Below are 26330 nucleotides of genomic sequence, written 5' to 3'. Positions count from 1 at the left end.
ACCGGTCACTCGCTCAAGGCCAGGGTAGTTTTGCAGCCGGCAGCTGTGACCGGGCGGGTCGATGCCTGGTGCAAGGCGCTGGCTATCCGCCCGGCGCGCAGGGCCAGCATCGAGAACGACTGGCTGTCGCTGATGCCATGGCTGCGTTCGGACAAGCCGTTGCTCCATAGCTGCACGTCGCAGGCGCCCTGGGTGTGGATGCGGTAATCGCGATCGACCACCAGCGCGCCTTGCTCATCGGCGGCCAGCCATGGCTGCAGGCCGGCGAGCAGCGGCGGCACGCGGTACTGCTGATAGCCGGTGGCCAGGACGATGCCGTCCACCTCCAGTTGCCGGGTCTGCTGGCTGAAACGGTCGGTCAGGGTGACCTGATACGCATCACCACACAGCTGCACGCCAGTGACGTGCTGGTAGTGATGGGTGTGCAGCTGCTGACGACCGGCAACGGTGTCTTCGTAGATCAGCGAGAACAGCTTCTGGCTTTCATCCGGGTCGATGCCGGCATAGTTGGTGGCGCGGCTGTAGGCGAGAAACTGCTGGCGGGCGCCAGCGTCCAGGCTGTGGAAGTAATCGACATGCTCGGGGCCGAAGACCCGGTTGGGGAATTGCCCCAATTGAGTGAGTTTGAAGCCGGCGGTGCGGTGCACCGAGTGAATCTCGACCTGCCGATCGCGGCCGATCAGTTCCAGCACCGACTCACTGGCGCTTTGCCCGGAGCCGAGCACCAGCCAGCGCTTGGGCCGCTCACTGGCGAAGGCTTGCATATGGCTGACAAAGCCTGAGGTATGAAACACCTTCGGCCCCAGCAGAGGCTGGAACAGTTCCGGTATGTACGCGGCGCTACCGCTGGACAGCACCAGGTTGCGGGTTTCGAACGCGCCGTGCGCCGTCTCGACCCGCAGCTCACACAACCGGCCATGACGAATCACCGGTAGCACCTCGTCAATACGCGTATCGAAGCAGGTGCGTGCATCGACCTGGCGTGAGACCCAGCCCAGGTAATCGGACCACTCATGACGGCTGGCCGGACGCCCGAGCAAGCCGAAATCAAACAACCGCCCCTTGTCCTTGAGGTACATGGCGAACGAGAAACGGCTGCGCGGGTTGCGCGGCGTCACCAGATCACGGAACACGTGGTGATTGATGTCGGTGCCGGCCAGCAACAGCTCAGGGTGCCATTGACTGTCGGCGGCTGCCTCGACAAAGCGCATGTCTACGCGGCCCAATGGCAGACCCTGTTCGCGGGCATCTTCGAAAGCGCAGGCCAGGGCAATCCCGGCAGGGCCGAAACCGATGCACAGCGCATCGACGGTGGTGGTTGCAAGACTCATCAGGAATCTGTCCTTGATTGAATAGGGGGTTAAAAGGTCGGGGTGACCGGTTGCAGGCCTTGCGGCCCGAGGTGCCAGAGCTGGGTGGAGGCATCGCGTATTTCGTTCTGCAAGAAAGCCAGCGGCCCCAGCGGGGTGGCCAACACCTCGTTGCACAAGGCGTCGAGCAAGGCGCGGCGATCGGGCAGATTGCGCCGTGCCAGCACGCCAATGCCATGCAGCAGGCGCAGGCTCTCTCGGTAATAGGTCTGCGCCGGGCTGGCGAACCACTGCCGGTGCTGGCGGGCCGCCGGGCAATCCTCGGGGCCTGGGTGAAAGCCGATGACCCAAGTGGCTTGCGGTTGGTCGCCAACCGGCTGGCCAGTGCCGAAAAACGGCGAAACGGCGTCATCGGTAAATATCAGCGGTCGGCTGCAACCGGCCCGGCGTCGAGCCTGCAGGTAGGCGCAGCTGGATTTCAGGCGCCCGGCAAACACCTCGGCGTCGGCTTGCTCGCGGTCGGTTACCGGTTGCAGACCATGGGCCAGCGCACTGTGCCGGATCGCCGCCGCCAGTGCCTGGCCGTGTGCGCTGTCATCAGCCTGCACATACAGGCGTTGCCACAAGCGGCTGATGGCCCAGGCCAACAGCTCGCCGGCCAGTTGCCGATCCGACGGGCAACCGCGCAGCACGTTGGGGAATCGGGTCAAGTCTTGCAGCGTAGCCGCCGGTGTCAGCAGCGCAATCTGGTGGCGGGCATACAGGGGCGCGGCGGCCAGCGCGGCGTCGGACGAAAAATGGCCCAGCACCAGATCGGCGCCCCACTCGACCATCTGTTGCGCCACCATGGCGGCCTGCCGGGGGTCGGCCCCGTCGTCGAGCCAGTGCCACTGCACGCCAGCCAGCCCCGGTATCAGGTTGCGGCCTGCTGCCAACGCGCGCAGAAAGGTCCGTGCATGGGGAGTGACAGCCGGGTCGAACACCGCGCTGATCCCGACTTTCATGGCGGTTGGCGTCATGACGGCATACCCCGTCGCGCGTCCAGCCCGGCCCAATGCGGGTCAACCGACCGCTGCCCGTCATGCAAGTAGCCTTGAATCTGCCGGGCGGCAAGGTCGGCAATACCCGGCGCGAATTTGAAGCCCACCCCGGACAGCCCACAAGCCACGTACAAACCGCGCGGCTCATCCACAAAGCCCAGCAGTGGCCGGCCATCGGCGCTGTAGCTGTCAAAGCCCGGCACCACATCCAGCACCCTGACCCGCCCGCCGCCGGCCAGTTGGCCGACCCGTTGCCGGGCATCCTCGATATGCCGGGCATCCGGCCGCGCCAGTTGCTCCGGCAGCAGCGCCCGGTCACGCAGCCCGCAACCGCTCTGCACGAGATGTGGCCCCAGCGGGATGGCATAACTGCCGCTAACCGCGTCGATCAACGGCAGCGGCCAGGCGGCCTCGGTCTGGACCCTGGCCAACGGAATCGCGCGGCTTTGCAGCGCCAGCTCCGGTAACAACCGATGCGTCCACGCGCCGCTGGCCAGCACCACGGTCTGGCAATCCAGGCGCGCCTCTCCCAGTTGAATGTGGGCCGAACCACTGGCCTGCCAGTCGATGGCCTCGACCCGGCAATGCTCAAGCAGCAGCCCGTCGCGGCGCACGCGCTGGCACAGCCGCGCAGTGGCCGCACGCACATCGCCGACGCAGGCATGCGGTTCGTAGAGGTCAGCGCGATCCGCACGCGCCGACCAGGGACCGAAACCCTGGACTCTGCGCAGCGGATACTCCGCGCTGGCGTAGCGCTCTATCGCCGCCTCCAGTGCACTCTCATGCGCGGTATCGGCGCGATACAGCACGCCGCAGCGCCGCAGCGCTCGGGTGTAGGTGTCGGCAAACGGCGCCTCAGCCATGACCCGTAGCGAATGCGCAGTCAGTTGCATCAATAGCGGGTCGGCGTCGTACAAACGCAGCAACCCACCGGAACAGGCGCTGGCACCGCGGCTGGCGACGCTGCCCTGCTCCAGCAGCACCACGCTCAGGCCCAGGTGCAGCAAGCGGGCGGCGATACTCGCGCCGACAATGCCGGCACCGATCACCGCGACTTGATAATCCATGCTCATGCGCTGGCCGCTCAGATCGAATAGTCAGGGGCCGGACCGCCGAACACGACAGCGTTCAGCCGTGCTTCGGGCAGTGCGTAGGCATTTACGATGTCGGCGGCGGTTTGCGGGATCAGTGCCTTGCCGAACACCGCGATCAGCGCGGCGAAGTGACTGACCGGGCGGCCCGCCTCCAGCCGCGTACGGGTAATCGCGATGGTGTCGAGTAGCACCTGAGCCATGCCACGGATCGAAAACTGCTTGAGCTCGGTGGCCTTGCACCATTGCAGGCGCAGCGCTTCGAGCAGCCCGGCATCGGCGCCGTTAAAGCCGTTCCAGCCGTGCTCACGCTGATCGGGACCGGCTTGCAGCAGCGCCGGGACAAAGTCCAGGAACACATCCTGGCGCCAGCGCTGAAAGTGCTGCAGGCGAAAGTCGCCTTCGCTCTGCTCCGGCGCGACGCTGGCGAGGTACAAGCGCACACTGTCGGCACAGGCCTGGCGCGCCAGATCGCCGACCCAGATCGCGTGGTTGCGGCTGGTGGACAGGTTGAGCCCGTCGAGCTTGAGAAACTGGTTGGGCATGAAATGCTGACGGACCCGCAACTCGTCATGCACCGCCAGTTGCACCGGGTAAACGATGCAATGGCTGAAGACACAGTCGAAGCCTAGAAAATTCACCAGCGTGCCCTGCCCCGAACGCCAGTACTGGTTGAACAGCTCCGGCTGGCCAATGCGCTCGGCATACTCGCGAAACGCCGCGATGTAGCCGGCCAGGCCCATGAACCAGGTGTGCACCCGGCATGAGCCGTCGGCGGCCAGGTCCAGCCCGGCGTCGTGGGGCCGGGTCACGCCCCAGTCGTGCAAGTGTTCAAGGGTGTCGCGCAGCCAGGCGTTGAGCGGCGCACGCCACTGTCGGCCCAGCAGGCTGTCACGCAGCGGCGCCTTGAATTCGGCCAGTTTGAGAAACGCCCGGTGGGTGCTCCTGAACTGCGGCGCCTTGTGGCACAGCTTGCAGTACAGCCCGCTCATCAGTGCGGCATCCGGCGCCTGGGCACACTGCTCGCACTGACTGGGGTCCGAGTCATGGCCGCAGTAATTGCACAGGCCACGGGCGAAGGCTTCATAGCCCCATTTGTCGCAGTCGGGGCAGTACGCCTCCTGGCTATCACGAAATTCGATGGCGCCGGCCTGTTGCAGCTTGGCAAATACCTCGCTGACCGCCTGCCTGAAAAACCGATTGTCATACGGACGCATCCAGCTATCCGGCTGGATATTCACTGCCGCCAGCGACGCCTCGATACGGTCGCTGTTGCGCCGCGCCAGTTCCACGGGGTCGACGCCCTGCTCCAGGCCCTTGCGCAGCATGTAGGACTGGTAGTCGTCGGAATAAGACAGCAGCACACAATCATGACCGCGCTGGCGCTGGACCCGAGTGAACACGTCGGCGCCCAGAAATGGGCCGGCGATATGGCCGATGTGCAGGTCGCCATTGGGCGTTGGCGGGGTGATGGTGACGATGAAGCGGCTCATGCCAGGCACCCGGTGGTGTCGTTGTGCTGGGCAAGGAAGTTGTTTACGTGATTCAGGTCCCACCAGATCACGTAGAAATGAAAGTCCTCGGCCGAGTCGTTGATTACGTAGTGGTGGGTGTGTTTCGGGATGGCCGCGATGTCGCCCTTGCTGAACGGCATCTGCTGGTCACCGATCACCAGCCGGGCGCTGCCCTCGATGGCGATGAACAGCTCCTGATCGATTTGCGTGTGGGTTTGCGTAGTGGTGCCGGGGCGCACCACGCACCAGCCGCCGCCAAACGGCATCGGATAGCCTGCCCAGGGCAGCAACCGGCTGCCGTCCAGGCCGTATTCGTGCACGAGGGCGTCAAATCGGGTTTTCCGGTAAATGTCGAAGGTTTCCATGCGCTGACCCGCCTGTTTGAAGTGGGTCAAGCATGAAATTGCTGGCGCAAGGCCGCTATCGGATCGCCGGATAGCTCAGGGGCGACGCATCAATGAATTTGATCGATAACCTTCGGTCGCCGGCACTGAACGCCATCGGTTTCGTTGATTCTGTGTATCGACAGCCACCATTTCCGGGAATCAGGGGGCCTCCTTAAAATGATGGCCATAGGCAAAGCGCATTCGCGACTTTGCAACCTGATGAGTGTGGAGATTGTCATGAAATACGTTCTGTTTGCCGCCCTGTCGCTGGCCAGCCTGATGGCCTCAGCCAATGACCAGACTGCTGCTGTCGAGCAGCCGGTTGTTCAGCAATATGGCTATGGCCAGAATCTGGATATCAAGAAAGTCGTGAGCATTGAGGCACCCGAGTCCGACCTGTGTGAGCCAGTGGTGGCGAGCATGGTTTACATGGACAGCCAGGGTGTGGAGCATGAGTTGCACTACAAACGCTTGAGTGAGACCTGCTCGTCGCATGGTTGAGGCCGTGCGCGTTTGCCGATCCGTGAAGGCGGTTCAAGTACGGCTTGCCGCCTTGTACTGAAGCTTGCACCGAACTCGTCGGTTTACTGGCAGTCGATTTGCTACAACCACCGCCTGACCCGGTTGCAATATTGCGTGAACTCTGTCCCGAAAAGGCGGCTCAAGGCTCGCTCCTCCGGCCCGATCTGGAAGAGGGTCATGTAGATCACGAAACCCGGCACACCCAGCAAGGCTGGCGGCCAGGCAAGAAAGATCGACCAGGCCAGCAGGACTGTGGCAAAACCTAGGTACATGGGGTTGCGTGTGTATCGGTAGACGCCCGAACTGACCAGCGCTGAAGCTGTTTCCGGCTTTAGTGGATTAACCGTGGTGCGTGCGCAGCGGAAGGAAAACACACCCGCCAGACAAATCGCCACGCCTACCAGCGCCACCACCAGCGCAACGCCAATACGCCACTCGACAGCCAGACTCAGAGTGCCCGGCAAGTATCGCGAAGCTAACCACGCCAGCAGGCCGAACAGGGTAGCAACCAGCGGTGGGGGAATTCGATTGTCCATGATCACTTCCTGATAGAGCCCAATAGCGATCAGAGTAAAGGCTGTAGCTACTTCAGGGTCAAGCATCATGAGCCCAATAGAGGCTGCAGCACCCGCCAGCCCGTATCTGTGCGCTTAGAGGGCGAATTTCGCTTTCCACCCTCTATCGGTTTGATCACACCTCAACGCACTCCAAAGCCAGCGCCAGGCCCTGCCCTACGCCCACGCACATGGTCACCAGACCGAGTTTGCCGCCGGTCTTTTCCAGGTGATGAACTGCCGTCAGCACCAGGCGGTTGCCGCTCATGCCCAGTGGATGGCCGAGGGCAATGGCACCGCCGTTCGGGTTGACCTTGGTACTGTCGTCCGGCAGACCGAGCTCACGCATAACCGCCAACCCCTGAGCCGCAAACGCCTCGTTCAGTTCGATCACGTCGAAAGCGTCGATATCCAGTTGCAGCCGGTTCAGCAGTTTGCGCACCGCAGGCAACGGACCAACGCCCATGATGCGTGGCGCGACGCCGCCACTGGCCATACCCAAAACTTTGGCGCGAGCCTTGAGGCCGTACTTCGCAACAGCCTCTGCTGAGGCCAGAATCATTGCCGAAGCGCCGTCGTTCAGACCCGAGGCGTTACCAGCGGTGACGGTTTTGTCCGGCCCGTTGACCGGTTTGAGCGTGGCTAGGCCTTCAGCGCTGGTGTCGGCACGTGGATGCTCGTCACGGTCGACGACGGTTTCGCCCTTTCGGGTCTTGATCTGCACCGGGACGATTTCCTCGGCGTAGTAACCGGCTTGCTGGGCCGCTGCGGCACGTTGCTGGCTGCGCAGGCTGAAGGCATCCTGGTCAGCGCGACTGATGCCGTAGTCCTCGGCAACGTAATCGCCCGTGACGGGCATCGGGTCGACGCCGTACTGCGCTTTCATCAGTGGGTTAACGAAGCCCCAGCCCAAGGTGGTGTCTTCCAGCACCTGGCCACGCCCGAAAGCGCTGTCGGCCTTACCCATTACATAAGGCGCTCGGGTCATCGACTCGACACCGGCCGCAATAGCCAGCTGCATTTCGCCTGAAGCGATAGCACGAAAGGCAGCCCCCACCGCTTCCAGGCCCGAAGCACAGAGACGGTTCAGGGTCACGCCCGGCACGCTTTGCGGCAACCCCGCCAGCAGCAACGCCATGCGCGCAACGTTGCGGTTGTCCTCACCGGACTGGTTGGCGCAGCCCATGAACACTTCATCAACGGCCGACCAATCGACTTGCGGGTTGCGTTCAACCAGCGCCTTGAGCGCAATTGCCGCCAGGTCGTCCGCACGTACGGCTGAAAGCGCGCCGTTCAAGCGCCCAATCGGGGTACGTACCGCATCGCAGATAAACACATCGTGAATCATCAACTTCTCTCCAAACTGTTGGCCGTTACCTGCCGCCTATACCGCTTCCGATCGGGCGGCGTTCAAGATCGGTCGACTCAATTCAGGTCCCGCCGCTAGCCATGTGTAAAGCTGCGACCTTCTTCAGCCATACGCTGCAACATCCCGGAAACCTCAATCCCACGCTCAGCAAAGGCTCGTGCCCAGTTGCTAAGCGCCGTGGCGACAGTGGCGAGCCCCACTTGATCGGCGTAATACAGCAGGCCGCCCTTGTAGCGCGGGAAGCCGTAGCCATGCAGCCACACCAGATCAATGTCATTGACGCTGTCGACGATGCCTTGTTCAAGCAAGTGCGCGGCCTCGTTGATCATCACGAACAGGCAGCGAGCGAGAATTTCATCATCGCCAATTGGTCGTGGAGTGATACCGCGACGGCGACGGTGCTCGACCAGCATTTGGCTGACGAACTCATCCGCCACACCACGACGCTGACCTTGTTCGTAACGGTAATAACCCGCACCGGACTTCTGCCCCAGACGCCCTGCGGCATGCAGTTGCTCAATCAGGTCGCAGCGTCGCTCGGCCTCGGACAGGTGCCCGGCACGGCCTTGGCGATTGCGCCAGGCGATGTCCACCCCCGACAGGTCGCGCAGTTCGAAAGGCCCCATGGGGAAGCCAAAGCCGCGAATCACCCGATCCACATCCTGCGGGCTGGCACCCTCTTCGAGGAGAAAACCAGCCTCGCGCTCGCGCACCGCCAACAGCCGATTGCCTGCGAACCCGTAGCAGTTGCCGACCGCGATGGCCGTCTTGCCCAGCCGCGCGCCGAGCTGCAGCACACTGGCCAGTACCTCGGGCAGCACCTGCGGGGTTCGCACCACCTCCAGTAGTCTCATGACCTGGGCCGGGCTGAAGAAGTGCATGCCGATCACATCACCTGGCCGGGAGGTGGCACTGGCGATCGCGGTGACGTCGAGGTACGAGGTATTGGTGGCGAGAATGGCCCCTGGCTTGGCGAACTGGTCCAGCTGGCGGAAAACCTCTTGCTTGATCGCCAAATCCTCGAACACCGCCTCAATGATCAGGTCGGCATCGGCGACGCTGCTCAGCGTGGTCGCGTAGCGAATCAGCGAGGTACGACGCGATGCTTCATCGGCGTTGAGCTTGCCTTTCTCCAGCGAGCCTTGGTAGTAACGTTCGACCACCAAGCGGCCCCGCTCCAGTGCTTGCTCCTGCGTATCAACGAGCAGCGTCGGGATGCCTGTATTGGCCAGGCACAAGGCGATACCGCTGCCCATCAGACCGGCGCCGATCACCGCGACGGTTTCAATCGACCGGGTTGGCGCACTCCGGGCATGCGCTCGAACGCGCGCGGCAAGCTCGCGCTCGGCGAAGAACACATGACGCAGCGCATGGGCCTGGGGGCTCTGACGGCGAGCAATGAATATCTCGCGCTCATGCGCCATACCGGCCTCGAACGGCAACCGGGACGCCTGTTGCAGCGCCTCAAGTGCCAGAGGCGGCGCCTCCTGGCCAGACAGTTTGCTCAGCAGTTGCGCGGCGCGCTCGTTAAAAACGGCGGCGTCGTATGCCGGTATCGGTTGCTCACGCACACGGCGCGGCGGCCGTTGAGCAACTTCATATGCCCAACTGATGGCGCTGGAGCGCAGTTCAGTTGCCACTACCTTGTCGATCAGCCCGATCTGCAGCGCGCGGGCGGTGTCGATTCGCTCACCGCCCACCACCATCTCCAGTGCCGCCAGTGCGCCGCATAGCCTTGGCAGGCGCTGGGTGCCACCGGCGCCCGGTATCAATCCCAGGCTGACTTCCGGCAAGGCAAACCGGGCATTGCCCTCAGCCAGGCGATAGTGACAGGCCAATGCCAGTTCAAGGCCACCGCCAAAAACCGAGCCATGCAGGGCGGCAATCACCGGCTTGGTGGCGTTTTCGATCATCGCCAGCAAATCCGGCAAATGCGGCGCCTGCAACGGCAGGTCGAACTCCTTGATATCCGCCCCGGCGACGAAGGTATTGCCTTCGCTGGCGATCACCAGCGCTGTCACAGTCTTGTCGCCCAGCGCTTGGTGCAGGCATTCAAGCAGTTGCTCGCGCACTTGACGAGACAACGCATTGACGGGCGGGTTGTCGATGAGTAGCAGCGCAATCTCGCCGTCGCGCTGTAAAACCACGGTCGAATTCATAAATGCCTCCAGCAGGCTACAGAAGTGAAAGCGGATAGCTGACGATCACCCGCACATCGTCGGCATCACGAGAGAAATCCGAACGGTAGGTGGCGCTACGCAGCCGCGCTGCCAACCCGCGTAGCGAACCGTTTTGCACCACGTATTGCAGTTCCACATCGAACTCGCGCTCCCCCCCTGCAGCGGCACCGGGCACATCGGCGCCACTGCCCTTGACGTAGCGGGTCATGAAGGTCAGCCCGGGGATGCCGAGCCTGGCCAGGTCGTAGTCGTAGCGAACCTGCCAGGAGCGTTGGTCTTTTTCGGCGAAGTCACCGACCTGAACGAAGTTGACCAGGAACGGATCGGTGCCATTGACGTAGGGAAACGCCGAGTCGCCAGACATACGCTGATAACCTAGGCCAAACGAATGCCCGGCGGCCTTGTAGGTGGCCATCGCACTGAACGCACGGTTGTCGATGGCGCCACCCCGCGCTGCGCCTTCGTCGTCAGTCACGAACAGCCGTGCATCGCTGAGAAACGCGCCCCAGTTGCCCTCGCGCCGGTCGGTGAAACCGTAGAACTGCTGCCTATAGAGATCCCCGAGTACGGCGTACTGCGCGGTAAGGTCGCTCGCTTCACCGAGGCGATACGTGGCACCCAGCATGTCGAAGTTGCCGCCATCAAGCGTCCCGCTGAAACGGCGATTTTTGTTGTTGAGCCTCAGTCCTTCGGACCCGGACTGGTCGCGATACACGGTATCGCTGATATGCGCGCCGACCAGTTGGAGCGGTTTGAACTCACCAATCTGCAACTGCGCGCCTTCAAACGTCTGCGGCAACAAGCGCCCGTTATTCGCCGCCAGTGTTGGCCATTTGGGCAACAGAGTGCCGACGCGCAGCACGCTGTTCGACACCTTGAGTTTGAGCGTGGCACCGGCCTTGGAAAATTCGTCATCGACGCCACCGTCATCCTGAACGGGCAGCAGGCCCGTGCCACTGCGCCCGCGCCCCGAGTCCAGTTTGACACCGAGCATGCCGATGGCATCGACACCTACGCCGACTGCACCGGGCGTGTAGCCAGACTCGTAGCGCAGGATGAAGCCCTGCGCCCACTCCTCTCGCCTGGATTGCGCGGTGCCCTCGCGAAAGTCCCTGTTCATGTAGAAGTTGCGCAGTTCCATTGACGCCTTGCTGTCTGCGAAAAAGCCCTCGGCGCTGGCGCAAGGGAGGTAACTGGCAAGGCTTACCCCTACCGCAAAAAACGGCATGTGTTTGGTCATGTTCATGGTCTGGTACCGAAGAAAAGAACCGGCACCTGCTGCGTGGGGCAGGCGCCGGTCAAACCTGTAGAGCGAGGCCGATCAGCGGATCTGAGTGAGGTAGTCCGCAGCCTTGCCGGGAATTGTCACGTTCTGGACTCGGCTCAGGAACTTGATTGCCCGCTCCACATCGACCTCTTCGAGGTAAGGCGTTTTCGGGAACGACTCGCGGTTGTTTTCCCAGGCGGCGGCATAGATCCGATCATTGACCCCGTCGAAGCGCTTGCGCACCTGCTTCATGGCCTCTTGCGGCTGGTTGTTGATCTGCGCTGTGGCATCGCTGAGCGCCGCGAGGAACGCCTTGACTGTCTCCTGGTTCTCCTCGGCCCACTGGCGGCGGGCGCTAAGCGCGATGGACGGATAACCATTGAGCGCCTCGACTTCGCCTTTGGACATGTCCAGAAGCGTGAAGCCCTTCTGGTCGATGACCGCGCTTTCCGACGTTGGCGAAGACAGCGCAAAGCCATCGATATTACCTTGGGCGAACGCCGCCAACATCGCACCACCGTTGTTGAGGTACAGCAGTGTGAAGTCCTTCTCCGACTGCAGTCCGCCTTCCAACCCGAGGAAGCGCACCAGGAAATCGGCGCTACCACCAGAACCACTAACCGCCAGACGCAGCCCCTTGAACGCGGCCAGGCGTTGCTGGATCGGCGTGGCATCGGTGATGCCCAGTTTGTCCGCGACTTCCTGACGGATCACCACGTTACTGGCGTACTGACCGACCATACGGCCCAGCAGCGTGATATCTGCGCCTTTCACCTTGGCATTGATCGCGTTTTGTATGGCGCAGGAGCAGAACTCCACCGAACGGCTGGCCAACCCGGAAGCCGCTGCGCCGCCGCCCTTGAACTTGACCAGTTCGACATCCAGGCCGTGCTTCTTGAAAAAGCCGCCATCCAGCGCAACGAACAGTGGCATGTGCACAAAACCATCAGTGCCCAGCGCGACTTTAATCTCCTTGGCAGCCATGGCCTGAAGCGATGCCATACCCAACAGGGCGGCGAGGCCCAGCGCAGTTACCAGACGTTTGATCGACATGAATTGAACCTCGTGTTTCTTGTTTTTTTCAATGGGGTGATTTCAAACCGACAGCTCACGCTCTTGCTGATCGCGTTTCCAGGGCATCAGCACCTGTTCCAGCTTGCGCACCGCAGCCTGGAGCAGTAGCGCCAGCGCAATGATGGCGATCAGCGCAGCGAACACCCCGGCAGTGTCCAGTTGCCCGGCGGCGTCCTGCAGCAAATAACCCAGGCCGCGATTGGCCGCCATGATCTCGCCGACGATGGCACCGATCAGTGCGTACGGCACTGACAGCTTCAGGCCAGTGAACACCCACTGGATGGCCGACGGCAGCACCACTTTGGTGATCAGGTGATGCTCCCTGGCGCCCATCAGGCGAAGAATTTCCAACTGCTCGCGCTCCACGGCACGCACACCGCTGTAGGTATTGAGGAACACCAGAAAGAACACGATCGTGGCGGTGAGGATGATCTTCATCTCGATGCCGATCCCGAACCACATGATGAACAGCGGCGCCAAGGCAATCTTCGGCAAGCTGTAGATGGCAATCAGCAGAGGATCGAGCAGTTTGGCCAGCAACTCGTTGCGGCCCAGGACCAGGCCCACGGTGATCCCGGCGCATGCGCCGAAGAAGAAGCCCACCAGGGTTTCCACCACGGTGATCCAGCCATGGGAGAACAACCGGCCACTGCTGACCAGATCAGCGAAGCGTTTGCCGATCTCGGCAGGTGAACTGATGAAAAACGGGTCGATCAGCGGCCCTGAAGCAAGCTGCCAGCCAATCAGAATCGTCGCCAGAATGGCGATACGACCAAGAAAAATATTCATGTCAATTCCTCCAGAGTGAGCGTCAGGCGTCGTGATCAGGGGAGATGAATTCCCAGAGCTCGCCGCACAGTTCGTGGTAGCGCGGGTCCTTGCGCAGTTGGAGGATGTTGCGATCATCACCCAGCGGAATCGGCACATCACGCACGATGGTGCCGGGGCGACCGGAGAAGATCAGGCAACGGTCGCCCAGGGCGACGGCCTCATCCAGGTCATGGGTGACGAACAGCACTGTCTTTTTCAACTGCCGGCTGAGCTTGAACAGCTCGGTCTGCATGCGCAGGCGCAGCTGCGCGTCGAGCGCTGCGAACGGCTCGTCCATCAGCAGGGTTTCGGGGTCATAGGCAAGCAGTCGGGCCAGCGCGGCGCGCTTGCGCATGCCGCCAGACAACTGGCTCGGGTAGGCCTTCTCGTTGCCGGTCAGCCCGACCAGCGCCATCAACTCCAGAATGCGCTCCTGACGCTGCGCTTTGGGTACGCCCTGAATTTCCAGCGGCGTGGCGATGTTGCTAGCCACATCACGCCATGGCAGCAGGTGATCGCTCTGGGTCATGTAGCCGGTGCGGCCATTGATGCCGCTGACCTTTTCACCGCGATAAACCACCTCACCAGTGGTCGGCGAAAAAAGCCCGGCGACCATGTTCAGCAGCGTGGACTTACCGCACCCGGACGGGCCGATGATGGTCACCACCTGGCCTTGCTGGATATCGATGTTAATGCTGTGTGAGGCCTGTTTGGTAACGCCCTTCACCGTGAAGGACTTGGATACGTCGCGAAAGGAAATAACGGTGGGTGCGGTGGCTTTGGCACCAACCGCCTCGAGGTTGGCGGGATTTTTTAGCACGGCAGTCATGGCAATTACTCCAAATTCGAGGTTTGGCTACCAAGTGCGTGATTCACGCGCTCAGCAGCAGGACGGGTCGAAGCGGACTGCCACCACGGCATGGTGTGGGCGTAATGGTTCATAGCGACCTACTTGTTTTTATGAGTCTGAAATGAAGCTGTATTTGATTATGCGAGCCTGAGTTCTGGGGGCAACGGCGCTGTTCCACCTAATGGAAAGGCGTCTTTCACTCAGGCAATGACGGTCAGCCCATCCAGCGCCACGACCCCACGCCCTGCCGGGCGCACCAGCAGCGGATTGATTTCCGCTTCCACCAGGCGGTCACCCAGCTGCATGGCCATGTCCGAGAACGCCACGATGCACTCGATGGCCGCGTCGAGGTCGGCCTTGGGCCTGCCACGGAAACCGTCCAGCAGCGGGAAAGTGCGCAGTTCGCACAACATCTGCCGGGACTGCTCGCGATTGACCGGTAGCAAACGCAGCGTGGTGTCCTGGAACAGTTCGGCTGTCACCCCTCCCATGCCCAGCAACAACGCTGGGCCAAGCTGGGGGTCGCGGTGAAAGCCGAGGATCAGTTCCTGCCCGCCCACGACCATTTCCTGAACCAGGAAGCTCTCGGGGGTAAACCCCACATGGCCACCCACTTCGTCACGCATTCGCTCAAGACGCTCACCGATCACTTCGGCTTCCACCGCCAAAGCAACGCCGCCGACCTCACTCTTGTGGGCAATGCGCTCGGAGAGCACCTTCAGGACGACTTTGCCACCCAGCTCTCGTGCGGCCAGTGCAGCCTGCTCGGCATCGCGCACGACCCGTTCACGGGTTACCGGAATACCGAAGCTGGCGTACAGGCGCTTGCTGCGCTCCTCATCGAGTTGACCGGCAGGCAGTGGCTCGCTGAACACCGCGCTGGAGGGTGACTTTGCCGTTGGCGAAAACGGCTCGGCCTGCAGCGCAGCGCAGGCTGCCAGAGCGCTCAAGGCACTGGCACAGCTTTCCGGGGCACTGAACGCCACGCCGCCAGAGCCGTTTATGCGCTGTGCGGCAGACGGTGCGTGGGGGCTGATATAGGCCAGTACCGGTTTGTCGGAGCCTGCCAGGCTGTCGCGAATCGCATCGGCCATCAGGTGCGGCTGCGCCACCCCCGAGGAGCCGACCACGCTGATCACTGCATCGAAATCCGGGCTGTCGAGCAGAATGCTGATGGCCTTGCGCATCAGCTCCGGTTGCAGACCGGCCAAGGTCAGGTCGATGGGGTTACGATCCAATACAGCCTGATCACCAATATCGAGTGCGCGCAATTTTTCTGCTGTCTCGGCGCCCGGTGTAGGCGTTTCAAACCCTGCGACACCCAGATTGTCGGCGATCAGCGTACCAGCTCCGCCCGTGGACGTAAGAATGGCCACCCGCTGACCGCGCATGACGCGCCCACTGGCAAGGGCAAAAGGAATATCGAGCAAGTCTGCAAAGGTTTCGGCACGGATCACACCCAGTTGCCGGAAGTACGCCGAATAGAGGTTGTCGGCACCGGCCAACGCGCCGGTGTGCGAATTGGCCGCGTGGGCGCCCGCCTCCGAGCGGCCGACCTTATAGACCACTATCGGCTTGCCAGCGGCGCGCGCCTTAAGCGCCGCATGGGTGAACTTTTCGCTGTCGCGAAGCCCTTCCAGATACAGCGCGATCACCGAAGTTGCCGGATCCTCGGCGAGGCAATCAACAAAATCAGCGACATCAAGATCCACCTCGTTACTGGTGGAGATCAGCTTGGAGAATCCAATCCCGGCCGAAACGCCGCGCGAAAGTAGCGCGCCCAGAATACCGCCGCTCTGCGAGACCACGGCGATTCGCCCCGCGAGCAATTCGTCCATGTCCAGCGCACCGCTGGCCGACAGGGTGATGCGCTCGGTCAGGTTGACCAGGCCAATGGTATTGGGGCCGAGTATACGCATTGAGCCGCGCGCAGCATCCAGCTCCTGCTGACGCTGCAGACCGGCTTCTCCGGTTTCACCATAACCGCCGGCCAGCACGATAGCGGCCGCACAGCCGCGCGCAGCCAACTCGGCCACAGCCTGGTTGGCCCGTTCCGGGGCAAGAAGGATCAGCGCGACATCCGGCACCTCGGGAAGCTCGGCCACCGAGGCATAACAGCGCATGCCATCGATTTCTTCGTAACGCGGATTGACGGGATACAGGCGCCCCTGAAAACCGTGCTTGCGCAGGAAAGCAATAGGTCGCCCCGAGGTCTTGCGGGCATCACCGGAGGCACCGATCACGGCGACGCTGGATGGGCTGAGAAGGCGAGTGATCTGGTTCATGACTCAGTTCCTTTGCGCCTTGCGCGCCAGAAAGGCGGCAACCGATTGCTGATGTTCGCTGGAGGTGTAGCAGATGCCCTGCGCCTGACTGCCCATTGCGCAAATCTGGCTCTGGGTCAGCTCGAAACTGTTGTTGAGAATAGATTTGCTCAGTGCAAGCGCTGTGGCCGAGCCGGCAGAGAGCTCCAGCGCCCACTCATGAGCCGCCGTCAGCAGTTCGTCGTGCGCAACCACCCGGTCGATCATGCCGATCTGATGGGCTTCCGGCGGGGCTACCATTCGGCCGCTGAAAATCAGCTCTTTGGCCTTCGGCAGGCCAACCCGGCGAGGCAGGAAGTACAGGCCGCCACCGTCAGGAATCAAGCCACGGGCGATATAACTCATGGCGAAGGACGCCTGCTCCGAGGCGACGATGAAATCGCAGCTCAGCGCCATATCGCAGCCCAGTCCGGTGGCTGCGCCATTGACCGCTGCGATGGTGGGTTTAGGCATATTGTGCAACAACGAAACCGCATGATGGACACGCTGCTGGCGCTTCCAGCCATTGAAGGCGACGGAGCCGGCCGGGGCGCTCATGCGCGCCTGCATGCCTTTGATGTCACCACCTGCACAAAAGCCCTTGCCAGCGCCCGTGACCACTAGCGCCTTGAGCGCCGGGTCTGCCGCGACCTGTTCCAGATGCTCGATCAACAAGGTGCGCATATCATCGCTGATGGCGTTACGCGCCTCAGGGCGATTGAGGGTCAGGGTGGCGATGCCGTCGACGACGGCCAGATCAATGGAAGCGGAAATTTCCTGAGAAATCGTCATGCGGTTACTCTCTTTATTATTCGTTGAACATCCATCCGGGACTGGCCGGCTGGACTTCAGTCTTATGGAGAGCCCGCAGCATGACAACGCACCTATTCCATCAGATGGAACACGAGAACTCCGCACGCGCTGCTGTGCCGGGGCATGGCAAGGCCACTCCCAACCGTTCGCTGGAACGCGGGCTGGGCTTGCTTCGCGCCTTTCGGCCGGGTACCGAACACTTGACCAACGGAGATCTGAGCGAGGCCACCGGGCTGTCGAAATCCACCGTCAGCCGGCTGACCAAGACGCTGGTGCGTACAGGATTTCTAGACTACGACGTGAGTAATGGCGCCTACCGACTCTCGGTATCACTGCTCGGACTGGCGCACTCGATGTACCACGGCAGCTCGTTGCTACAGATGGCTAACCCGCTGATGACAGAGGTGGCGCGCAGCGAACAGGTCAACGTCAGTCTCGCAGCGGCCGATGGGGACGAGATGATCTATCTGGAGTCGATCCGGTTCGGCACCCGCAAATCCCCACGCAACGTCATGAACGGCCAGCGCCTGCCCATGGATATCACCTCACTGGGCAGGGCGTACCTGTCAACACTCGAAGAGGATCAGCGCAAGCGGCTGGTTGAGCTGTTCAAATCCCGCCGCTGTGAATCACGCGCGGCACAGTTGCAACTGCAGATCGACGAGGCCGTTCGCAGTGTGCAGACTCACGGCTATTGCGTCGCCTCCTGGCAACCCGAGGTGGTCGCCATCGCCACACCTCTGAACCTGCCTGCTTACCGGGGACATGTGTTGAATATCAGTCTGGCGACCACGTCCAGCCCTGAAGAAATTGTCGAGCGTTATGCACCCGCACTGATCAGGCTTGCCGATGCGATTCGGGACCACTGCCAGCAACTGCCGCGCTGAACGTCGCGTCGACAGACACCTGTGGTGCCAAACAATGCGTAACGATAGTCACTATTGATAATAGCGATGATGCTTTCGCGCGTGAGGATGCTACCGTGCGTCCCGATGATTTACGGCCCGTCGCCAGCTCCGGCGGCGGGCGCGTGCTCCATTCATCATCCTTTGGTTAGATCTGTTCGGCCACCTCACCTTGAGTGCGGTGGTCTTTTTTTTGCCTGCAAAAAACCAGACTACAGCTCCAGATGATCCACCACCCGCCGCCGCTCGTTATCGCTGCGCATGTCGTAGCTGGCGGTGGTCGCGATGTGGGTGTGGTGGGCGAGTTTCTGGGCGATGGACAGGTCGAACTCTTCGATGACCCGGGTGATGAACGAGCGCCGGAAGTCGTGGGGCATGATGTTCACGCCCACCTGCCGACCGCGCTGGCGGGCGATGAAGTAAATGGCGTGCTTGGTGATGCGCTCGCGGGTGATGTGGCTGCCACGGCGGATGCGGTTGAACAGAAAGGCGTCGTCTGCCTGGCCGGCCGGCAGTTGCTCGCGGCGCAGTGCCAGCCAGCCTTGCAGCGCCTCGAAGGCCCAGGCCGGGGCGTACTTGATCAGTTGCTTGTTGCCTTTGCCTTGCACGCGCAGGCAACGCTGCTCAAAGTCCACTTGGTTAAGATCGATGTTCACCGACTCTGACTTGCGCATCCCGGAACCGTACAAAATGGCGATAATCGCCGCATCGCGCCGACCTTGCGGGCGCGGGTCGGCGGCGCAGACGTCCATCAACTCGCGAATCAGATTACGGCGGATGTTGCTGCCGCGGCTCAGGCGGCTGCCGGCCATGGGTTTGACCGAGCGGATTTTCAGCAACTGATCATGGCTGATCAAGTCCTGGCGCCAGGCTTCGTTCATCACCCCGCGAATGGCATTGACGTATAGCGAGGTGGTATTGGGCGCGTAGTCATCGTCACGCAGGGTCGCTACCAGGGCGGTGATGTGCCCTGGCTGCAAGGTGTGCCAGGGCACTTCGAAGATGTCGGCGTCGGTCAGCCCCAGCCGGTCAGCAGCGTCCTGCAGCACGTAGCGCATGGTTTGCCGGCTCGACGGAGCCAGGCGTGCCATGTACAGACGCAGCGGATTGCTGATGTCAGGCAGCGCAAGGGAGGTAGCAGGCTGGTCGGTCACGGCTGAAGTCTTCTTTTATTTCACAATGGTTTTCTGGTGGATGTCGCTCACCTGCAAGGTCACGGAAGCTGCTTTGCCTGCATTCGTTGGCAAGCCAACGCTCGTCAAACAAGACCACAACCTTTTGATTTGCAAGGAGTACACCGTAGGAGCGGCTTCAGCCGCGAAGGCTTCCCGGCTGAAGCCGGTCCTACGGGGTTCCGTGTTTGCTGCGCGACAGCGCGGCGCCGAGGCGGCGGGCGATCGCCCACTGGAAAAGGGTTTAGCACTTTCAACGATTCACATCGACCACCACCCGACCACGCACTTCACCGGCGATCAGCCGCGGCGCCAGGTCGATGACTTCGCTCAGGCCCACTTCATGACTGATCAGCGGCAGCAGCGCCGGGTCCAGGTCGCGGGCCAGCCGTGACCAGGCTTCGATCCGGTCTTGTTTGGGGCGATTGACGCTGTCGATACCGGCCAGGGTGACGCCGCGCAAGATGAACGGTGCGACGCTGCCGGGAAAATCCATGCCTTGGGCCAAACCACATGCCGCGACGATGCCGCGATAACGGGTCGCGGCGCAGGCGTTGACCAGGGTATGGCTGCCCAACGAGTCAATCACCGCCGCCCAGCGCTCTTTGAGCAGCGGCAGCCCGGGCTGATTGAGTTCGTTGCGGTCGATGATCGCGGCGGCGCCCAGTTGCTGGAGATAGTCGCTTTCTTGCGGCCGCCCTGTGGAGGCCACCACCTGATAGCCCAGCCGGGCCAGCAGCGCCACCGCGAAACTGCCCACGCCACCGTTGGCGCCGGTGACCAGCACTTCACCATCGGCGGGTTTAACGCCGTGTTTCTCCAGGGCAATCACACTGAGCATCGCGGTATAGCCGGCGGTACCGATCGCCATCGCCTGAGCGCAGGTGAAGGCCTCAGGCAATGCAATCAGCCAGTCACCCTTGAGCCGCGCACGCTGAGCCAGACCGCCCCAATGGCTTTCACCGACGCCCCAGCCATTGAGCAGCACCTTGTCGCCCGGCTTGAAGTCCGGGCTGTCGCTGGCAATCACGCTACCGGCAAGGTCTACACCCGGCACCATCGGGAAACGCTTGATGATCGGACTGCTGCCGGTCAGGGCCAGGGCGTCTTTATAGTTCAGGGTGCTATGGGAGACCTGCAGCGTCACATCCCCCTCAGGCAACGCCTGCTCATGCAGCTCGCGGAGGCTGACGTGGTAGCCGGTGTCATCCTTGTCGATCAGGATGCCTTTGAATGATTCATCTGCCATGTCGCCTCCGAATTAGACCGAACGTTTTAAATACGTCGAAGGGTCACTGCGGCAAGCCGCGCAGGAACCCGGCAATGAAGGTGTTCAAGGGTGCGTCGCCTTTTACCAGCCGGGCGCGCAGCACCGCACCTTCCCAGCCGATCCAGAAAAACGCCGCCAGCTCGTCGCAATTGGCACTGCGCGGCAACTCACCGGCCGTTTGTGCACTGCGCAGGCACGTCGCAAGGCGAGCCTGCCAATCCAGTTGAATCTGTTCCAGCAGCGGCCGGAAGCTCTCGGGCAGCACGCTGATTTCCTGACCGAGGTTACCGACCATGCAGCCTCGCCGGTAATCGTGACGCGCCATGCCGGCCTTGGCGGCCTGGACAAAACTGACCAGCCGCTCCAGGGGTGACAAGGCATCGTTGAGCAAGTGCTGATCGAGCAGGTGGGCGAAATAGTCGGCGTAGTGTTCAAGCACCACGAGGACAAACGCTTCCTTGCTGGGGAAGTAGTTATAGAAAGAGCCCTTGGGAATGGCGACCTGCTTGAGCAGAAAGTCCAGCCCCGTGGCGGTAAAGCCCTGCTCGGTGAGCACCTCAAGACCGCGACGGATCAAGACCTCGCGGGTTTCGAGATTATCGCGATCGAGCTTGGGCGGACGCCCCGGACGCCGGGGCTTGATGATGGGTTCATTCATGAGAATAGATATTAGACTGAGCGTTTTAAAAGTCAATCAGGTTGTTTCGAGAGCATTTGCTGAGCTGTCACTTTGAAATCAGCACTTCCCTGCCTATGAGTTATCGCTATATATTTCTGCTTATAGCGAAAACCCTGAACTGATTCGAGCCACACCCACACTACTTTTTGCCGGAGCTGTTTGATGAGTGCATTTGCGTTGCGCGTCGCGTTCAAGTCCTTTGCTGTGGCCGCTGTAGTCTGGGGCGCGATGCCGGCCTACGCCGATGAAGTCCAGGTAGCGATCGCCGCCAACTTCACCGCTCCGATCCAGGCGATCGCCAAGGATTTCGAAAAAGACACCGGGCACAAGCTGGTTGCGGCCTTCGGTTCCACCGGCCAGTTCTACACCCAAATCAAAAACGGCGCGCCGTTCGAGGTGTTCCTGGCCGCCGACGACAGCACCCCGGCAAAACTTGAGCGAGAAGGCGACATCGTCACAGGCTCGCGCTTCACCTATGCAATCGGCACCCTGGCACTGTGGTCGGCCAAGGAAGGTTACGTCGATGCCAAGGGCGATATTCTCAAGGCCAATAGCTGGCAACACCTGTCCATCGCCAACCCGAAAACGGCTCCTTATGGCCTGGCGGCCACCCAGGTCCTGGCCAAGCTGGACCTGAGCGAATCGACCAAAGCCAAACTGGTCGAAGGCCAGAACATCACCCAGGCTTATCAGTTCGTTTCCACCGGCAATGCCGAGATCGGTTTCGTCGCGCTGTCGCAGATCTACAAGGATGGCAAGCTGAGCAGCGGCTCGGCATGGATCGTACCGGCCAACCTGCATGAGCCGATCAAACAGGATGCGGTGATCCTCACCAAAGGCCGGGACAACGCCGCCGCCAAGGCACTGGTCGAGTACCTCAAAGGCCCGAAAGCCGCTGCGGTGATCAAATCGTTCGGATATGAGCTGTAAATGCCATTAGACAGCAGCGATCTGGGCGCGATCTGGCTGACCTTCAAGCTGGCCTCGCTGACCACCCTGATTCTTCTGGTGGTCGGCACGCCCATCGCACTGTGGCTGACGCATACCCGCTCGTGGCTCAAGGGGCCGATCGGTGCTGTGGTGGCCCTGCCTCTGGTGCTGCCACCCACGGTGATCGGCTTTTATCTGCTGTTGCTGATGGGCCCGCACGGCTATGTCGGGCAACTGACCCAAAGCCTGGGGCTTGGCACCCTGACCTTCAGTTTCGCCGGTCTGCTGGCCGGCTCGGTGGTGTATTCGCTGCCCTTTGTCGTGCAACCGCTACAGAATGCGTTTTCAGCCATGGGCAAACGCCCTCTGGAAGTGGCCGCGACGCTGCGCGCCGGGCCGTGGGACACGTTCTTTCACGTTATCCTGCCACTGGCCAAACCTGGTTACCTGACGGGCGCAATTTTAGGATTCGCGCATACGGTCGGAGAGTTCGGGGTGGTATTAATGATCGGCGGTAATATTCCGGACAAGACCCGTGTCGTGTCGGTACAGATTTTCGATCATGTCGAGTCGATGGCTTATGAACAGGCCCACTGGCTGGCGGGTATCATGCTGGTGTTTTCTTTCCTGGTTCTGTTGGCGCTTTACTCCAGCGGCAAGAACAAAAGCGTCTGGAGTTGATTGATGAGCGACGGCTTGCAGATTCGCCTGAAGCTGGCGTTTAGCAACTTCGCCCTGGATGTAGACCTCGACCTGCCTGGCCAGGGCGTTACCGCACTGTTCGGGCATTCAGGCTCGGGCAAGACCACCTGCCTGCGTTGCGTGGCCGGCCTGGAACAGGCCGCCAGCGCGTTCATCCAGGTCAATGGCGAGGTCTGGCACGACACGGCACGGCGCACTTTCGTGCCCACCTACAAACGCGCGCTGGGTTATGTGTTTCAGGAGGCCAGCCTGTTCGCTCATTTGAGCGTGCGCGGCAATCTGGAGTTTGGCCAGAAACGCGTGGCGACCACGCAGCGCGTCGTGCAGATGGACCAGGCAGTCGAACTGATGGGCATCGGTCACTTACTGGATCGGCAACCGGACAAACTGTCTGGGGGTGAACGACAAAGGGTGGGGATTACCCGCGCCCTGTTGACCAGCCCGCGCTTGTTACTGCTCGATGAGCCACTGGCGGCGCTCGATGGCAAGCGCAAGGCGGAGATCCTGCCGTATCTGGAGCGCCTGCACAGCGAACTGCGCATCCCGATGCTGTACGTCAGCCACTCTCAAGACGAAGTCGCGCGGCTGGCTGACCACCTGGTACTGATGAGCGAAGGCCAGGCCATCGCCAGCGGGCCGTTGCAGCAAACGCTGGCGCGTCTTGACTTGCCCATCGCCATGCAAGCGGATGCCGGGGTAGTGATTGAGGGCGTAACTAGCGGTTATGACTCTGACTACCAGTTGCTGACCCTGAACCTGCCCGGCAGCAACCAGACAATGCGCATCGCCCATGCCCCGCAGGCGATCGGCAGCCGCCTGCGGTTCAAGGTGCAGGCCCGCGACGTGAGCCTGACCCGGCAACCCGACGAACACAGCAGCATCCTCAACCGCCTGCCGGTGGTGGTGATCAAAGAGGTCACGGCGGACCACCCGGCGCATGTCATGGTCCAGCTTGATGCCGGTGGCACCTTGCTGCTGGCGCGGATCACCCGCTACTCCCGCGACCTGCTGCAACTGCAGCCCGGTCAGCCGCTGTGGGCGCAGATCAAGAGCGTCGCCGTACTGGCCTGACGGCCTTTTCCTGCACATTTTGTCGTCAGGCTCTGGCCATCGCGGAGCCTGGGCTTGACTGCCTCCCTCCGCGGGATTGCCGAAACTGTCCGTTCTGCTTTGCCAGATCGGCGCCGGGAAAACCGCTCATTTGTAATGAAAAGCTTACACAGAAAACATTTCATTACAAACTATTGTAAATAACAATGATTATCAGCAATATTCGCGGCCGCAGAAATGCAAATAACTATCAAAAAAACACGACTTGGATTCTCAAAGGTAGCGTTGTTCATGACTAGCAAGCTTACCCCTACCCGCTCAGCCAACCCGCTGATGCTCTCCGCCCTTGGCCTGGCTGTTGCTTCCTGCGCCGGACACGCGCTGGCCGAGCAACCCCGCGACAAGGCTGTCCAACTGGACAACATCAATGTCGATGCTGCCGGCGAAGGCGCTTACAAGACCGAACGTTCGGCGTCCAGCAAGATCACCACGCAACTGGTCGACACCCCACAGACCATCACCGTGGTTCCCGCCCAGGTGATCCAGGAGCAGCAAGCCCTCAGCCTGCGCCAGGTGCTGTCCAACGTGTCCGGCATCACCTTCAACGCCGGTGAAGGCGGCGGCGGTTCCGGCGACAGCATCAACATTCGCGGCTTCTCGGCCAACAGCAACATCCAGATCGACGGCCTGCGTGACAGCGCCCAGACCAGCCGTACCGATACGTTCAACATCGATCAGGTCGAGGTCATCAAAGGCCCGAACTCAGTATTCGGCGGCGCCGGCACCACCGGTGGCAGCATCAACATCATCAGCAAGCAGCCAATGGATCGTGCCTTCACCCGTCTGGGCGGCAGTCTTGGCACCGACAGCTACTACCGCGCCACTGTCGACACCAACCAGCCGCTGGAAGGGGTGGGCACCGACAGCGCGTTTCGCCTGAACCTGATGGGCCACAAGAATGACGTGGCCGGCCGCGACGTGATCGAGCGTGAACGCTGGGGCATCGCGCCGTCGCTACGCCTGGGCCTGAGCGACTCCACGCGCCTGACCCTCAGCGCGTTCCACCAGACCGACGACAACACCCCGGACTACGGCGTGCCGGCGCTTGATGGCAAGAAGCTGGCCGGGGTCAGCCGTGAAGATTATTTCGGCTGGAGAAACCTCGATAAAGAGAAGATCGAGCAGAACGCCTTCACCGCCAATTTCGAGCACGACTTCAACGACAATCTGCGCCTGCAGAACCTGACCCGGTTCAGTCACATCACCCGTGACACCACCGTCTCGGCGTCCCACGTCAACACTGCCGGGCTGCCTGCCGGTCGCTACCTGCCAGCCGGCCCGCAAGCCTATGGCCGCCACGCCAGCACCGAAATGTGGATCAACCAGACCAACCTGATCAGCAACTTCAACCTGCTGGGCATGCGCCACGACCTGGTGACCGGTGCCGAGATCTCTCGCGAGACGCTGGATCTGAAGACCTACAACTACGGCATTGGCAACTACCCGGCCGCCGGTTACTCGCTGAGCAACCCGCCGGGCTACTGGGCCGGCCCAACCGCCAAGGCCACTACGGCCTACACCGAAACCGAGCTGACCAACCACGCGCTGTATGCCTTCGACACCATCGCGCTGCACGAGCAGTGGGACCTGAACCTGGGCGTGCGCTACGATCACTTTGAAGGCGAAGCCGACGGTTTCTCGCCCGCCAAGGTCCGCACCAGCCGCTTCAAATCGAGCGACGACAAAGTCAGCAGCCGTGCAGGCCTGGTCTACAAACCCGTCGAAAACGGTCGCATTTACCTGGCCTGGGGAAACTCTTTCAACCCGTCGGCTGAAAGCCTGGCCTCCAGCGGCGGCGGCCTGAGCGCCACCACCGAGAATCTGGACCCGGAAAAGAACGAAACCTGGGAACTGGGCACCAAGTGGGAACTGCTCGACAAGCGCCTGCAACTCGATGCCGCCATTTTCCGCGTCGAGAAGAGCAACGCCCGGGAAACCATGGCTGATGGCTCGACGCAACTGGCTGGCGAGCAGCGTGTAGACGGTATCGAGTTCGGCGTGACTGGCCACATCAGCAAAGAGTGGGATGTGTTCGCCAACTACACCATCCTCAGCAGCGAAACCCTCAAGGCCGCCGACACCGCTGCCGGTATCGCCCGTGAAGGCCAGGCGCTGGGCAACACCCCGCCACGCTCGCTCAACCTGTGGACCACCTACAAACTGCCAGCAGGCTTCACTGTCGGCTACGGTGCCCGCTACGTCAGCGAGCGTAACGTCAGCTCCAGCACTACAGCCAAACTGGACGATTACTGGGTGCATAACGCAATGCTGGCCTATCAGGTCAACAAGAACTTCGACCTGCAACTCAACGTCAACAACCTGTTCGACGAAGATTATGTAGAGCGCGTGCGTCAGCAGAACGGTACTGCTGCGCGTTCGTCAGCCATCGAATACGGTGATTCGCGCGCCGCCATTCTGTCGGCCAACTACTCGTTCTAAATGATTGCCGCAGCCTCGATAATTCGGGGCTGCGGCTGTC

Annotated in this window: 23 protein-coding genes; 6 read left to right on the top strand and 17 right to left on the bottom strand. The window is 61.6% G+C overall.

Annotated elements, in window-relative coordinates:
* Positions 1-5 precede the first annotated feature (5 nt).
* Genes NJC38_RS22415 through NJC38_RS22395 form a run of 5 tightly spaced genes read right to left on the bottom strand, consistent with a single transcriptional unit; the run spans position 6 to position 5320 of the window.
* On the bottom strand, positions 6-1331 hold the full coding sequence (locus NJC38_RS22415; protein ID WP_045490696.1) for a SidA/IucD/PvdA family monooxygenase: 1326 nt from the start codon (positions 1329-1331) through the stop codon (positions 6-8).
* A gap of 29 nt (positions 1332-1360) precedes the next feature.
* On the bottom strand, positions 1361-2329 hold the full coding sequence (locus NJC38_RS22410) for an ABC transporter substrate-binding protein (protein ID WP_253117158.1): 969 nt from the start codon (positions 2327-2329) through the stop codon (positions 1361-1363).
* A complete protein-coding gene (locus NJC38_RS22405) occupies positions 2326-3417 on the bottom strand; it encodes an FAD-binding oxidoreductase (protein WP_253117157.1) in 1092 nt (363 codons plus the stop codon). The genes NJC38_RS22410 and NJC38_RS22405 overlap by 4 nt, the downstream gene beginning before the upstream one ends.
* Before the next feature lie 17 nt (positions 3418-3434).
* The gene (locus tag NJC38_RS22400; RefSeq protein WP_253117156.1) at positions 3435-4934 is read right to left on the bottom strand and encodes a methionine--tRNA ligase; all 1500 of its coding nucleotides are present in this window, start codon (positions 4932-4934) and stop codon (positions 3435-3437) included.
* Positions 4931-5320 carry a cupin domain-containing protein gene (locus tag NJC38_RS22395; protein ID WP_253117168.1) on the bottom strand — a complete coding sequence of 130 codons (390 nt, stop codon included), beginning with the start codon at positions 5318-5320 and terminating at the stop codon, positions 4931-4933. Before NJC38_RS22395 ends, NJC38_RS22400 begins: the two co-directional genes overlap by 4 nt.
* A gap of 258 nt (positions 5321-5578) precedes the next feature.
* Between NJC38_RS22395 and NJC38_RS22390 the strand changes: the two genes are divergently transcribed.
* The gene (locus tag NJC38_RS22390) at positions 5579-5842 is read left to right on the top strand and encodes a DUF2790 domain-containing protein (RefSeq protein WP_045490686.1); all 264 of its coding nucleotides are present in this window, start codon (positions 5579-5581) and stop codon (positions 5840-5842) included.
* A gap of 101 nt (positions 5843-5943) precedes the next feature.
* Here NJC38_RS22390 and NJC38_RS22385 read toward each other — a convergent pair whose 3' ends face one another.
* The 9 genes from NJC38_RS22385 to NJC38_RS22345 form a co-directional block, all read right to left on the bottom strand.
* Positions 5944-6399, bottom strand: coding sequence for an isoprenylcysteine carboxylmethyltransferase family protein (locus NJC38_RS22385; protein WP_253117155.1), 456 nt, complete (start codon positions 6397-6399; stop codon positions 5944-5946).
* Positions 6400-6553: 154 nt separating this feature from the next.
* Positions 6554-7765, bottom strand: a complete 1212-nt coding sequence (gene pcaF / locus NJC38_RS22380) for a 3-oxoadipyl-CoA thiolase (protein ID WP_253117154.1) — start codon at positions 7763-7765, stop codon at positions 6554-6556.
* 95 nt (positions 7766-7860) lie between these two features.
* A complete protein-coding gene (locus NJC38_RS22375; RefSeq protein WP_253117153.1) occupies positions 7861-9945 on the bottom strand; it encodes a 3-hydroxyacyl-CoA dehydrogenase NAD-binding domain-containing protein in 2085 nt (694 codons plus the stop codon).
* 16 nt (positions 9946-9961) lie between these two features.
* Positions 9962-11212 (bottom strand): OprD family porin, encoded by a 1251-nt coding sequence (locus tag NJC38_RS22370; RefSeq protein ID WP_253117152.1) that lies wholly within the window; start codon positions 11210-11212, stop codon positions 9962-9964.
* 75 nt (positions 11213-11287) lie between these two features.
* Positions 11288-12286: an ABC transporter substrate-binding protein gene (locus NJC38_RS22365; protein ID WP_253117151.1), complete on the bottom strand. Its 999-nt coding sequence runs from the start codon at positions 12284-12286 to the stop codon at positions 11288-11290.
* A 42-nt stretch (positions 12287-12328) separates the two neighbouring features.
* Positions 12329-13096: an ABC transporter permease gene (locus NJC38_RS22360; RefSeq protein WP_253117150.1), complete on the bottom strand. Its 768-nt coding sequence runs from the start codon at positions 13094-13096 to the stop codon at positions 12329-12331.
* 22 nt (positions 13097-13118) lie between these two features.
* Positions 13119-13946 (bottom strand): ABC transporter ATP-binding protein, encoded by an 828-nt coding sequence (locus tag NJC38_RS22355; RefSeq protein WP_253117149.1) that lies wholly within the window; start codon positions 13944-13946, stop codon positions 13119-13121.
* Between the two features lie 221 nt (positions 13947-14167).
* Positions 14168-16252 carry an acetate--CoA ligase family protein gene (locus NJC38_RS22350; protein ID WP_253117148.1) on the bottom strand — a complete coding sequence of 695 codons (2085 nt, stop codon included), beginning with the start codon at positions 16250-16252 and terminating at the stop codon, positions 14168-14170.
* 3 nt (positions 16253-16255) lie between these two features.
* Positions 16256-17062, bottom strand: coding sequence for an enoyl-CoA hydratase/isomerase family protein (locus NJC38_RS22345; RefSeq protein WP_253117147.1), 807 nt, complete (start codon positions 17060-17062; stop codon positions 16256-16258).
* 80 nt (positions 17063-17142) lie between these two features.
* Between NJC38_RS22345 and NJC38_RS22340 the strand changes: the two genes are divergently transcribed.
* The gene (locus tag NJC38_RS22340) at positions 17143-17970 is read left to right on the top strand and encodes an IclR family transcriptional regulator (RefSeq protein ID WP_253117146.1); all 828 of its coding nucleotides are present in this window, start codon (positions 17143-17145) and stop codon (positions 17968-17970) included.
* A gap of 230 nt (positions 17971-18200) precedes the next feature.
* Here NJC38_RS22340 and NJC38_RS22335 read toward each other — a convergent pair whose 3' ends face one another.
* The 3 genes from NJC38_RS22335 to NJC38_RS22325 all read right to left on the bottom strand — a co-directional run bounded on the left by NJC38_RS22335 (position 18201) and on the right by NJC38_RS22325 (position 21088).
* Positions 18201-19079, bottom strand: a complete 879-nt coding sequence (locus NJC38_RS22335; RefSeq protein ID WP_084710255.1) for a tyrosine-type recombinase/integrase — start codon at positions 19077-19079, stop codon at positions 18201-18203.
* A gap of 334 nt (positions 19080-19413) precedes the next feature.
* Complete coding sequence (locus NJC38_RS22330) at positions 19414-20409, bottom strand: MDR family oxidoreductase (protein ID WP_253117145.1); 996 nt, start codon at positions 20407-20409, stop codon at positions 19414-19416.
* 43 nt (positions 20410-20452) lie between these two features.
* A complete protein-coding gene (locus tag NJC38_RS22325; RefSeq protein ID WP_045490658.1) occupies positions 20453-21088 on the bottom strand; it encodes a TetR/AcrR family transcriptional regulator in 636 nt (211 codons plus the stop codon).
* Positions 21089-21337: 249 nt separating this feature from the next.
* Between NJC38_RS22325 and modA the strand changes: the two genes are divergently transcribed.
* The 4 genes from modA to NJC38_RS22305 all read left to right on the top strand — a co-directional run bounded on the left by modA (position 21338) and on the right by NJC38_RS22305 (position 26290).
* A complete protein-coding gene (modA, locus tag NJC38_RS22320) occupies positions 21338-22039 on the top strand; it encodes a molybdate ABC transporter substrate-binding protein (protein WP_253117167.1) in 702 nt (233 codons plus the stop codon).
* Positions 22040-22720, top strand: coding sequence for a molybdate ABC transporter permease subunit (gene modB, locus NJC38_RS22315; protein WP_253117144.1), 681 nt, complete (start codon positions 22040-22042; stop codon positions 22718-22720).
* Positions 22721-22723: 3 nt separating this feature from the next.
* Positions 22724-23812 carry a molybdenum ABC transporter ATP-binding protein gene (gene modC, locus NJC38_RS22310; protein WP_253117143.1) on the top strand — a complete coding sequence of 363 codons (1089 nt, stop codon included), beginning with the start codon at positions 22724-22726 and terminating at the stop codon, positions 23810-23812.
* Between the two features lie 270 nt (positions 23813-24082).
* A complete protein-coding gene (locus tag NJC38_RS22305; RefSeq protein ID WP_253117142.1) occupies positions 24083-26290 on the top strand; it encodes a TonB-dependent siderophore receptor in 2208 nt (735 codons plus the stop codon).
* Positions 26291-26330: the final 40 nt, after the last annotated feature.

This window comes from Pseudomonas sp. 21LCFQ010 (genome assembly GCF_024129905.1).
In the GTDB taxonomy this organism is placed as follows: domain Bacteria; phylum Pseudomonadota; class Gammaproteobacteria; order Pseudomonadales; family Pseudomonadaceae; genus Aquipseudomonas.
Note: the sequence above shows the minus strand (reverse complement) of the source record. Positions and strands in the feature narration are given on the sequence as shown.

What these genes read in the sequence shown, in the direction of transcription:
- NJC38_RS22415 (WP_045490696.1), bottom strand. Translation starts at nt 1,331, where the DNA reads ATGAGTCTTGCAACCACCACCGTCGATGCGCTGTGCATCGGTTTCGGC.
- NJC38_RS22410 (WP_253117158.1), bottom strand. Translation starts at nt 2,329, where the DNA reads ATGACGCCAACCGCCATGAAAGTCGGGATCAGCGCGGTGTTCGACCCG.
- NJC38_RS22405 (WP_253117157.1), bottom strand. Translation starts at nt 3,417, where the DNA reads ATGGATTATCAAGTCGCGGTGATCGGTGCCGGCATTGTCGGCGCGAGT.
- NJC38_RS22400 (WP_253117156.1), bottom strand. Translation starts at nt 4,934, where the DNA reads ATGAGCCGCTTCATCGTCACCATCACCCCGCCAACGCCCAATGGCGAC.
- NJC38_RS22395 (WP_253117168.1), bottom strand. Translation starts at nt 5,320, where the DNA reads ATGGAAACCTTCGACATTTACCGGAAAACCCGATTTGACGCCCTCGTG.
- NJC38_RS22390 (WP_045490686.1), top strand. Translation starts at nt 5,579, where the DNA reads ATGAAATACGTTCTGTTTGCCGCCCTGTCGCTGGCCAGCCTGATGGCC.
- NJC38_RS22385 (WP_253117155.1), bottom strand. Translation starts at nt 6,399, where the DNA reads ATGGACAATCGAATTCCCCCACCGCTGGTTGCTACCCTGTTCGGCCTG.
- pcaF (WP_253117154.1), bottom strand. Translation starts at nt 7,765, where the DNA reads ATGATTCACGATGTGTTTATCTGCGATGCGGTACGTACCCCGATTGGG.
- NJC38_RS22375 (WP_253117153.1), bottom strand. Translation starts at nt 9,945, where the DNA reads ATGAATTCGACCGTGGTTTTACAGCGCGACGGCGAGATTGCGCTGCTA.
- NJC38_RS22370 (WP_253117152.1), bottom strand. Translation starts at nt 11,212, where the DNA reads ATGAACATGACCAAACACATGCCGTTTTTTGCGGTAGGGGTAAGCCTT.
- NJC38_RS22365 (WP_253117151.1), bottom strand. Translation starts at nt 12,286, where the DNA reads ATGTCGATCAAACGTCTGGTAACTGCGCTGGGCCTCGCCGCCCTGTTG.
- NJC38_RS22360 (WP_253117150.1), bottom strand. Translation starts at nt 13,096, where the DNA reads ATGAATATTTTTCTTGGTCGTATCGCCATTCTGGCGACGATTCTGATT.
- NJC38_RS22355 (WP_253117149.1), bottom strand. Translation starts at nt 13,946, where the DNA reads ATGACTGCCGTGCTAAAAAATCCCGCCAACCTCGAGGCGGTTGGTGCC.
- NJC38_RS22350 (WP_253117148.1), bottom strand. Translation starts at nt 16,252, where the DNA reads ATGAACCAGATCACTCGCCTTCTCAGCCCATCCAGCGTCGCCGTGATC.
- NJC38_RS22345 (WP_253117147.1), bottom strand. Translation starts at nt 17,062, where the DNA reads ATGACGATTTCTCAGGAAATTTCCGCTTCCATTGATCTGGCCGTCGTC.
- NJC38_RS22340 (WP_253117146.1), top strand. Translation starts at nt 17,143, where the DNA reads ATGACAACGCACCTATTCCATCAGATGGAACACGAGAACTCCGCACGC.
- NJC38_RS22335 (WP_084710255.1), bottom strand. Translation starts at nt 19,079, where the DNA reads ATGGCACGCCTGGCTCCGTCGAGCCGGCAAACCATGCGCTACGTGCTG.
- NJC38_RS22330 (WP_253117145.1), bottom strand. Translation starts at nt 20,409, where the DNA reads ATGGCAGATGAATCATTCAAAGGCATCCTGATCGACAAGGATGACACC.
- NJC38_RS22325 (WP_045490658.1), bottom strand. Translation starts at nt 21,088, where the DNA reads ATGAATGAACCCATCATCAAGCCCCGGCGTCCGGGGCGTCCGCCCAAG.
- modA (WP_253117167.1), top strand. Translation starts at nt 21,338, where the DNA reads ATGCCGGCCTACGCCGATGAAGTCCAGGTAGCGATCGCCGCCAACTTC.
- modB (WP_253117144.1), top strand. Translation starts at nt 22,040, where the DNA reads ATGCCATTAGACAGCAGCGATCTGGGCGCGATCTGGCTGACCTTCAAG.
- modC (WP_253117143.1), top strand. Translation starts at nt 22,724, where the DNA reads ATGAGCGACGGCTTGCAGATTCGCCTGAAGCTGGCGTTTAGCAACTTC.
- NJC38_RS22305 (WP_253117142.1), top strand. Translation starts at nt 24,083, where the DNA reads ATGACTAGCAAGCTTACCCCTACCCGCTCAGCCAACCCGCTGATGCTC.